The following is a 7,337-nucleotide window of genomic DNA, read 5'->3' on the forward strand; positions in this document are numbered from 1 at the left end:
GCGGGTCAGGCGGTGCCCGGACACTCCTTCCACTCGAAGTGGTAGACGGTGCTGACGCTGCCGTCCGTCGAGTCCATGCTCATGAAGCTGAGCGCCTGCGGGCTCGACGAGCCCGGGTAGACGCGCAGTTCGGTGTTGACGTTGAGGTTGCGCACCTCTCCGCAGGGGGCCCAGACGAGGTCCGCGTAGCCGGTCTGGTCGCTCGCCTGCCAGTTGTCCGCGTAGGCGCCGTTGAACTGGTGGACCGTGCGCGCGGTCGGCGCGGCGCCCTGGAAGTAGTAGCCGGCCCGCTGCTGGCCGTAGGCGCCGCGCTGGAGGCTGGCGAAGCCGCGGTAGTCGGCGCGGGCGATGGCGTACGTGAACCCCTGGGGCACGTGGACGCGCAGGGCGAGCTGGCAGTTCTTGCGGAACTCCGTGCCGGCGGAGCCGGCGCCGGTCTGGGCGAGGTAGTCGCTGTAGGTCACGGTGAAGGCGGTGTTGTCGGGGGCCGCCGCCACCTGCGTGGTCCCGGCGGGGCAGCCGGAGCCGTTGGCCCCGACCACCTCCACGGTGATCCGGCCGGGCGGCGCGGAGGGGGTGTCGGCCTGGGCGGTGGCGGTGGGGGCGGCCAGGGCCGCCAGGGTGAGGGAGGCGGACCCGAGGGCCGTTCTGCGCAGGGGCATGATGGATCGCTCCGTCCGTAGCGGGCATGCCGGATTCGGCGTGGACATGCCACCACGGCCCAACGGGCCGGGTAAGGACGCGATACGGACAACGCCCCCGCCCCCGCGCCCCCTGGCCGGAACCCACGAGTCCGCACCGGTGGCCGACCCGCCCCCATCAGCCCGCCCGCGCCGCTCCCGCCCGCCGGCCGGCCCCCGGGGGCCCCGAGGATGTCCGGAACCCCGGGCGGATCCGGCTTTACCGCGCCCCGTACACCGGCTGGGGCGGCTCCGCGGCCGACAGCAGCTTCGCCGCCACCTCGCCCGCCCCCGCCGGGGTCCACCGGGCTCCGCAGTCGGCCGTGGGGCCCGGCCGCCAGCCCTCCATCACCGTGATCCGGCCGCCTTCCGCTTCGAAGACCCGGCCCGTGACCCCGGCCGAGGCGTCGGAGCCGAGCCACACCACCAGCGGGGACACGTTCTCGGGGGCCATCGCGTCGAAGGTGCCCGCCTCCGGGGCGGCCATGGTGTCCGCGAAGGCCCGTTCCGTCATCCGGGTCCGCGCGGCCGGTGCGATGGCGTTGACCTGGACCCCGTAGCGGCCCATCTCCGCCGCCGAGACCAGGGTCAGCCCGAGGATCCCCGCCTTGGCCGCGCTGTAGTTGCCCTGGCCGACCGACCCCATCAGCCCGGCCCCCGAAGAGGTGTTCACCACCCGCGCGGCCACCCGGCGGCCTTCCTTCGCCTCCGCCCGCCAGTACGCCGCCGCGTGCTTCAGCGGCAGGAAGTGCCCCTTCAGGTGGACCCGCATCACCGCGTCCCAGTCGTCCTCGTCCAGGTTCACGAGCATCCGGTCGCGCAGGAACCCCGCGTTGTTGACCAGGGTGTCCAGCCGCCCGAAGGCCGAGACCGCCGTCTCGACCAGGGACGCCGCGCCCTGCGTCGTCGCGATGTCCCCGCCGTGCGCGACCGCCTCGCCGCCCAGCTCCCGGATCTCGGCGGCCACGAGGGCCGCCGGGCTCTCCGGTCCCGGCAGGCCGTCGAGGCCCACCCCGAGGTCGTTCACCACCACGCGCGCGCCCTCCGCGGCGAAGGCCAGCGCGTGGGCCCGGCCCAGCCCCCGTCCGGCGCCCGTCACGATGACCACACGGCCTTCGGCCAGACTGTTCGCACGTTCCATGTCAGCTCTCCTTGTTCGCAGTTGCCGCATCCAGAAAAGCCGGGCGCTCGCCGCCCCCGTGGACGAGCAGGCTCGCCCCGCTCACGTACGCCGCCCGGTCGGATGCCAGGAAGACCGCCGCGTCGCCCACGTCCGAGGGTTCGGCCAGGCGTCCCAGCGGGACGGTCGCGCCGACCGCCGCGACGCCCGCCGCGTCGCCGTAGTGCAGGTGCGAGAGCTCGGTGCGCACCATGCCCAGGACCAGCGAGTTGACCCGTACCTCGGGGGCCCACTCGACGGCCATGGACCGGGCCAGGTTCTCCAGGCCCGCCTTCGCGGCCCCGTAGGCGGCGGTCCCCGGGGAGGGGCGGGTGCCGCTGACGCTGCCGATCATCAGCACCGAGCCGCGTGCCTCCCGCAGCCACGGGTACGCGGCCAGCGAGGCGGTCATGGGGGCGGTGAGGTTCAGTTCCAGCACCCTCGCATGGCGCTGCGCCTCGCCCTCGCCGAGCAGCCGGTACGGGGTCCCGCCGGCGTTGTTGACCAGGCAGTCGAGGTGTCCGTGGCGCCCGGCGACCGTCGCGAAGAAGTCCTGGACGGCGGCGGGGTCGCGCAGGTCGAGGGCGACGTAGGACGCCGTGCGGCCCTCCACCGCCACCGGTCGCTCCGGCGGGCGACGCGCGCAGACGACGACGTGCGCCCCCGCCGCGAGGAACGACCGCGCGATCCCGGCGCCGACGCCCCGGGTTCCGCCGGTGACGACGACGACCCTCCCGTTGAGCTCCATCGGCTGCTACCTTCCTCACCTAACAAATGTTTGGTGGAAAGGTAGCTGATCCGCTCATGGGTGTCTCCACCTCAAGCCCCGACAAGGGCATCGCACGCGTCACAGTCGACTTCCCGCCCGTCAACGCACTGCCCGTGCAGGGCTGGTACGACCTCGCCGACGCCCTGCGCGCGGCCGGCCGGGACCCCGAGGTCCGGTGCGTCGTCCTCGCCGCCGAGGGCCGCGGGTTCAATGCCGGCGTCGACATCAAGGAGATGCAGCGCGACACCGGCCACGCCTCGCTCATCGGCGCCAACCGGGGCTGCTACGAGGCCTTCGCCGCCGTGTACGAGTGCGAGGTGCCGGTCGTGGCGGCCGTGAACGGCTTCTGCCTCGGCGGCGGGATCGGCCTGGTCGGCAACGCGGACGCCATCGTCGCCTCCGAGGACGCGACCTTCGGGCTGCCGGAGCTGGACCGGGGCGCCCTCGGGGCCGCCACCCACCTGGCCCGGCTCGTCCCCCAGCACCTGATGCGCACCCTCTACTACACCTCGCGCACGGCGACCGCGGCCGAACTGCACGCGCACGGCTCCGTGTGGAAGGTGGTCCCGCGCGCGGAGCTGCAGGCGGCCGCCCTGGAGCTGGCCGCCGAGATCGCGCGGAAGGACGGCTACCTGATCCGGCTGGCCAAGGCGGCCATCAACGGCATCGACCCGGTGGACGTGCGCCGCAGCTACCGCTTCGAGCAGGGCTTCACCTTCGAGGCCAACCTCAGCGGGGTCGCGGACCGGGTGCGCGACACCTTCGGCACGGACGCGAAGACGGGCACGACGACGGGCACGGCGACGGGCACGGCGACGGACGCGAAGACGGACGCGAAGGCGGAGGCATGACCGACAAGACCATGAGCCCCGACGAGGTGGTCGGGCGGCTGCACGACGGTATGACCCTCGGCATCGGCGGCTGGGGCTCCCGGCGCAAGCCGATGGCCCTGGTCCGGGCCCTGCTGCGGTCCGGGATCACCGATCTCACCGTGATCTCCTACGGCGGCCCCGACGTCGGGCTGCTCGCCGCCGCCGGCCGGATCCGCAAGCTCGTCACCCCCTTCGTCACCCTCGACTCCATCCCCCTGGAACCCCACTACCGGGCCGCCCGCGAGAGCGGCGCCCTCGCCCTCACCGAGCTCGACGAGGCCATGTTCATGTGGGGGCTGCACGCCGCCGCCAACCGGCTGCCCTTCCTCCCGGTCCGCGCCGGCCTCGGCTCCGACGTCATGCGCGTCAACCCCGAGCTGCGCACCGTCACCTCGCCCTACGCCGACGGCGAGGAGTTCGTCGCCGTGCCCGCGCTGCGGATGGACGCGGCCCTGGTCCACCTGAACCGCGCGGACCGGCTCGGCAACGCCCAGTACCTGGGGCCGGACCCGTACTTCGACGACCTCTTCTGCGAGGCCGCCGACGCCGCCTACGTCTCCTGCGAGCAGATCGTCGAGACCGCCGAGCTCTCCAAGGCAGGGCCCCCGCAGTCCCTCCTCGTCAGCCGCCACGCGGTGACCGGGGTCGTCGAGACCCCGAACGGCGCGCACTTCACCTCCTGCGCCCCCGACTACGACCGCGACGAGGCCTTCCAGAAGCTGTACGCGACCACCCCCTGGCCCGAGTTCGCCGGGCGCTTCCTCTCCGGATCCGGTGAGCACGCCTACCAGTCCGCCGTCCAGGCCTGGCACGAGGAGCAGAAGTGAGCACCACGCCGACGAACGCCGCCGCCCCGGGACCCGCCGCGGCCGCCACGCCCCCGGCGGCCGCCGCCACGCGCGCCGAGTACTGCGTGATCGCCTGCGCCGAGGCCTGGCGCGACAACGGCGAGGTACTGGCCAGCCCCATGGGCCTGGTGCCCTCCTTCGGGGCCCGCCTGGCGAAGCGGACCTTCTCCCCCGACCTCCTGCTCACCGACGGCGAAGCCATGCTGGTGGGACTCGACGGCACGGCCGAGGGCTGGCTCCCGTACCGCCGCCACCTCGCCATGGTCACGGGCGGCCGCCGTCACGTGATGATGGGCGCCAGCCAGATCGACCGCTACGGCAACCAGAACATCTCGTGCATCGGCGACTGGGAGCGCCCGGCGCGCCAGCTCCTCGGGGTGCGCGGCGCTCCCGTGAACACCCTCAACAACCCGGTGAGCTACTGGATCCCCAAGCACTCCACCCGGGTCTTCGTCGAGCGCGTCGACATGGTGAGCGGGGTGGGCCACGACCGCGCCGAGGCGGCCGGGGTGACCCGCTACCACCGGCTCCCCCGCGTGGTCAGCGATCTCGGCGTCTTCGACTTCGACGGCCCCGGCCACCGCATGCGGCTGGCGTCCGTCCACCCGGGCGTCACCGTGGAGCAGGTCCGCGCGGCCACCGGCTTCGAACTGGCCGCCCCGGACGAGGTCCCGTACACGCGGGAGCCGACCGCCGAGGAGCTGCGGCTGATCCGCGAGGTCATCGACCCCAAGGGCCTGCGCGACCGCGAAGTGCGGGTCTGATCCGATGGAGACGGCGTTCACCAAGCTGGTCGGGGTCGAGCACCCGATCGTGCAGACGGGCATGGGCTGGGTGGCGGGCCCGCGTCTGGTGTCGGGGGCGGCCCGTGCGGGCGCGCTCGGCATCCTGGCCTCGGCGACGATGACGATGGACCAGTTGCGGACCGCGGTCCACGAGGTCAAGTCCCGTACGGACGCCCCGTTCGGGGTCAATCTGCGGGCGGACGCCGGGGACGCGGCCGAGCGCGCCCAGCTGATCATCGACGAGGGCGTGCGGGTGGCCTCGTTCGCGCTCGCGCCGTCCAAGGAGCTGATCGCCCGGCTCAAGGACGCGGGCGTGGTGGTGATCCCCTCGATCGGGGCCCGCCGGCACGCCGAGAAGGTCGCGGCCTGGGGCGCGGACGCGGTGATCGTGCAGGGCGGGGAGGGCGGCGGGCACACCGGCGACGTGGCCACGACCGTGCTGCTGCCGCAGGTCGTGGACGCGGTGGACATCCCGGTGATCGCCGCGGGCGGCTTCGGCGACGGCCGCGGACTCGTCGCCGCGCTGTCCTACGGGGCGGCCGGCATCGCCATGGGCACCCGGTTCCTGCTGACCTCCGACTCGACCGTCCCGGACGCGGTCAAGGCCGAGTACCTGAAGGCGGGCGTCAAGGACGTCACCGTCACGACGGCCGTCGACGGGCTCCCGCACCGGATGCTCCGCAGCGAGCTGGTCATGTCCCTGGAGCGGGCGGGCCGTACGAAGGCGCTGGCCAGGGCGGTGCGTCACGCGGCCGGCTTCAAGAAGATCTCGGGCCTGTCCTGGTCCCAGATGGTCCGGGACGGCCTGGCGATGAAACACGGCAAGGACCTGTCCTGGAGCCAGGTGCTGCTCGCCGCGAACACCCCCATGCTCCTCAAGGCGTCCATGGTCGAGGGCCGTACGGACCTCGGCGTCATGGCATCGGGCCAGGTCGCGGGCGTGATCGAGGACCTTCCGTCCTGTGCGGAGCTCGTCGCGCGCGTCATGGCCGAGGCCCAGGCGGTGCTGGAGCGCCTGCACGGCCTCACTGCCCCCCACGACACCCCCCACGTCCCCCCGCACTAGCCCGCCACCCTGCCACCACCAGGGTGATTCCCCTCTCCGTTACAGGAGTTGCCCCCTCATGAGCCGTGCCAGAATCCGCCTGGCGACCGCGGTGTCCGCCTCCGCCCTCGCCCTCGCCCTCGCCCTCGGGACCCTGCCCGTCGCCGCGTACGCCGCGCCGGCGCACAGCGCCGCCACCTCCGCCGCCACCGCCGCCGCCCGCGCGGACCGGCTGCCGGCGGAAACCGTTCGTCAGATCCCCCTCCAGGGCGCGGTCAACGTCCGCGACCTCGGGGGCTACCGCACCTGGACCGGCGGCCAGGTCCGCCAAGGCCTGGTCTACCGCTCCGACGCGCTCGGCAAGCTGACCGCCGCCGACGCCGCTCCCCTCGCGGGTCTCGGCCTCACGAAGGTCGTCGACTTCCGCATCCCGATGGAGGTCCAGTACGACGGCGCCGACAAGCTGCCCGCCGGCCTGTCCTCCACCGCCCGCCCCGTCAGCGACCTCGGCCTCTACGGAACCCTGGTCGGCGCGATAGCCAGCGGTGACCCCGTGAAGCAGGAGCAGATGCTCGGCGGCGGCCGTGCCGAGGCGTACATGCGCGACATCTACCGCACGTTCGTGACGAACCCCGAGAGCCGGGCGCAGTTCGCGGCCACCCTCCGTGAGATCGCCGACGGCAAGCAGGGCCCGCTGCTGTTCCACTGCACGTCGGGCAAGGACCGGACGGGCTGGATGAGCTACGTCCTGCTGCGCGCCCTGGCCGTCCCCCAGGACGCCGCCGAGCGCGACTACCTGGCCTCGAACACCTTCCGCGGCCCGTACGACGCCCAGGTGCGGGCGGGCCTCAAGCAGTCCGGCCGGATGCAGAACCCCGATCTGCTGATCCCGCTCCAGGAGGTCCGCCCGGACTACCTGGACGCGGCGACCGCGCAGCTGGAGGCCGACTTCGGCGGCTTCTACGGCTACCTCACCGACGGTCTCGGCCTGGACGTGAAGACCCTGGCGAAGCTCCAGGTCAAGATGGTCCGCTAGGCACGGCGAGACCGGAGGCTGGAGGCGGAAGCCGGAACCGGAAGCCGGAGCCGGAGGCCGGAAACAGCACGGTGCCGGGCGGAGAGGGGGAGGGCAGGCCCACCCCCGGGGAGGAGGAGGAGGAGGGGTCTGGGGGGACGCGG

Annotated in this window: 8 protein-coding genes; 5 read left to right on the forward strand and 3 right to left on the reverse strand. The window is 73.5% G+C overall.

Features of this window, described 5'->3' with window-relative positions:
- Window positions 1-5: 5 nt before the first annotated feature.
- The 3 genes from ACWF9Z_RS19985 to ACWF9Z_RS19995 all read right to left on the reverse strand — a co-directional run bounded on the left by ACWF9Z_RS19985 (window position 6) and on the right by ACWF9Z_RS19995 (window position 2,587).
- Window positions 6-662, reverse strand: coding sequence for a DUF4360 domain-containing protein (locus tag ACWF9Z_RS19985; protein ID WP_453603803.1), 657 nt, complete (start codon window positions 660-662; stop codon window positions 6-8).
- A gap of 238 nt (window positions 663-900) precedes the next feature.
- A complete protein-coding gene (locus ACWF9Z_RS19990) occupies window positions 901-1,821 on the reverse strand; it encodes an SDR family oxidoreductase (RefSeq protein WP_453603805.1) in 921 nt (306 codons plus the stop codon).
- A gap of 1 nt (window position 1,822) precedes the next feature.
- On the reverse strand, window positions 1,823-2,587 hold the full coding sequence (locus ACWF9Z_RS19995) for an SDR family oxidoreductase (protein WP_453603806.1): 765 nt from the start codon (window positions 2,585-2,587) through the stop codon (window positions 1,823-1,825).
- A 56-nt stretch (window positions 2,588-2,643) separates the two neighbouring features.
- Between ACWF9Z_RS19995 and ACWF9Z_RS20000 the strand changes: the two genes are divergently transcribed.
- The 5 genes from ACWF9Z_RS20000 to ACWF9Z_RS20020 are packed head-to-tail and all read left to right on the forward strand — an operon-like array spanning window position 2,644 to window position 7,194.
- The gene (locus ACWF9Z_RS20000; RefSeq protein ID WP_453603808.1) at window positions 2,644-3,459 is read left to right on the forward strand and encodes an enoyl-CoA hydratase family protein; all 816 of its coding nucleotides are present in this window, start codon (window positions 2,644-2,646) and stop codon (window positions 3,457-3,459) included.
- Window positions 3,456-4,307 carry a CoA transferase subunit A gene (locus ACWF9Z_RS20005; protein ID WP_453603810.1) on the forward strand — a complete coding sequence of 284 codons (852 nt, stop codon included), beginning with the start codon at window positions 3,456-3,458 and terminating at the stop codon, window positions 4,305-4,307. Before ACWF9Z_RS20000 ends, ACWF9Z_RS20005 begins: the two co-directional genes overlap by 4 nt.
- A complete protein-coding gene (locus tag ACWF9Z_RS20010; protein WP_453603811.1) occupies window positions 4,304-5,092 on the forward strand; it encodes a CoA-transferase subunit beta in 789 nt (262 codons plus the stop codon). Before ACWF9Z_RS20005 ends, ACWF9Z_RS20010 begins: the two co-directional genes overlap by 4 nt.
- Window positions 5,093-5,096: 4 nt before the next feature.
- Window positions 5,097-6,179: an NAD(P)H-dependent flavin oxidoreductase gene (locus tag ACWF9Z_RS20015; protein WP_453603813.1), complete on the forward strand. Its 1,083-nt coding sequence runs from the start codon at window positions 5,097-5,099 to the stop codon at window positions 6,177-6,179.
- Window positions 6,180-6,237: 58 nt separating this feature from the next.
- The gene (locus ACWF9Z_RS20020; protein WP_453603814.1) at window positions 6,238-7,194 is read left to right on the forward strand and encodes a tyrosine-protein phosphatase; all 957 of its coding nucleotides are present in this window, start codon (window positions 6,238-6,240) and stop codon (window positions 7,192-7,194) included.
- Window positions 7,195-7,337 lie beyond the last annotated feature (143 nt).

This window comes from Streptomyces sp. NPDC054961, from assembly GCF_053609145.1.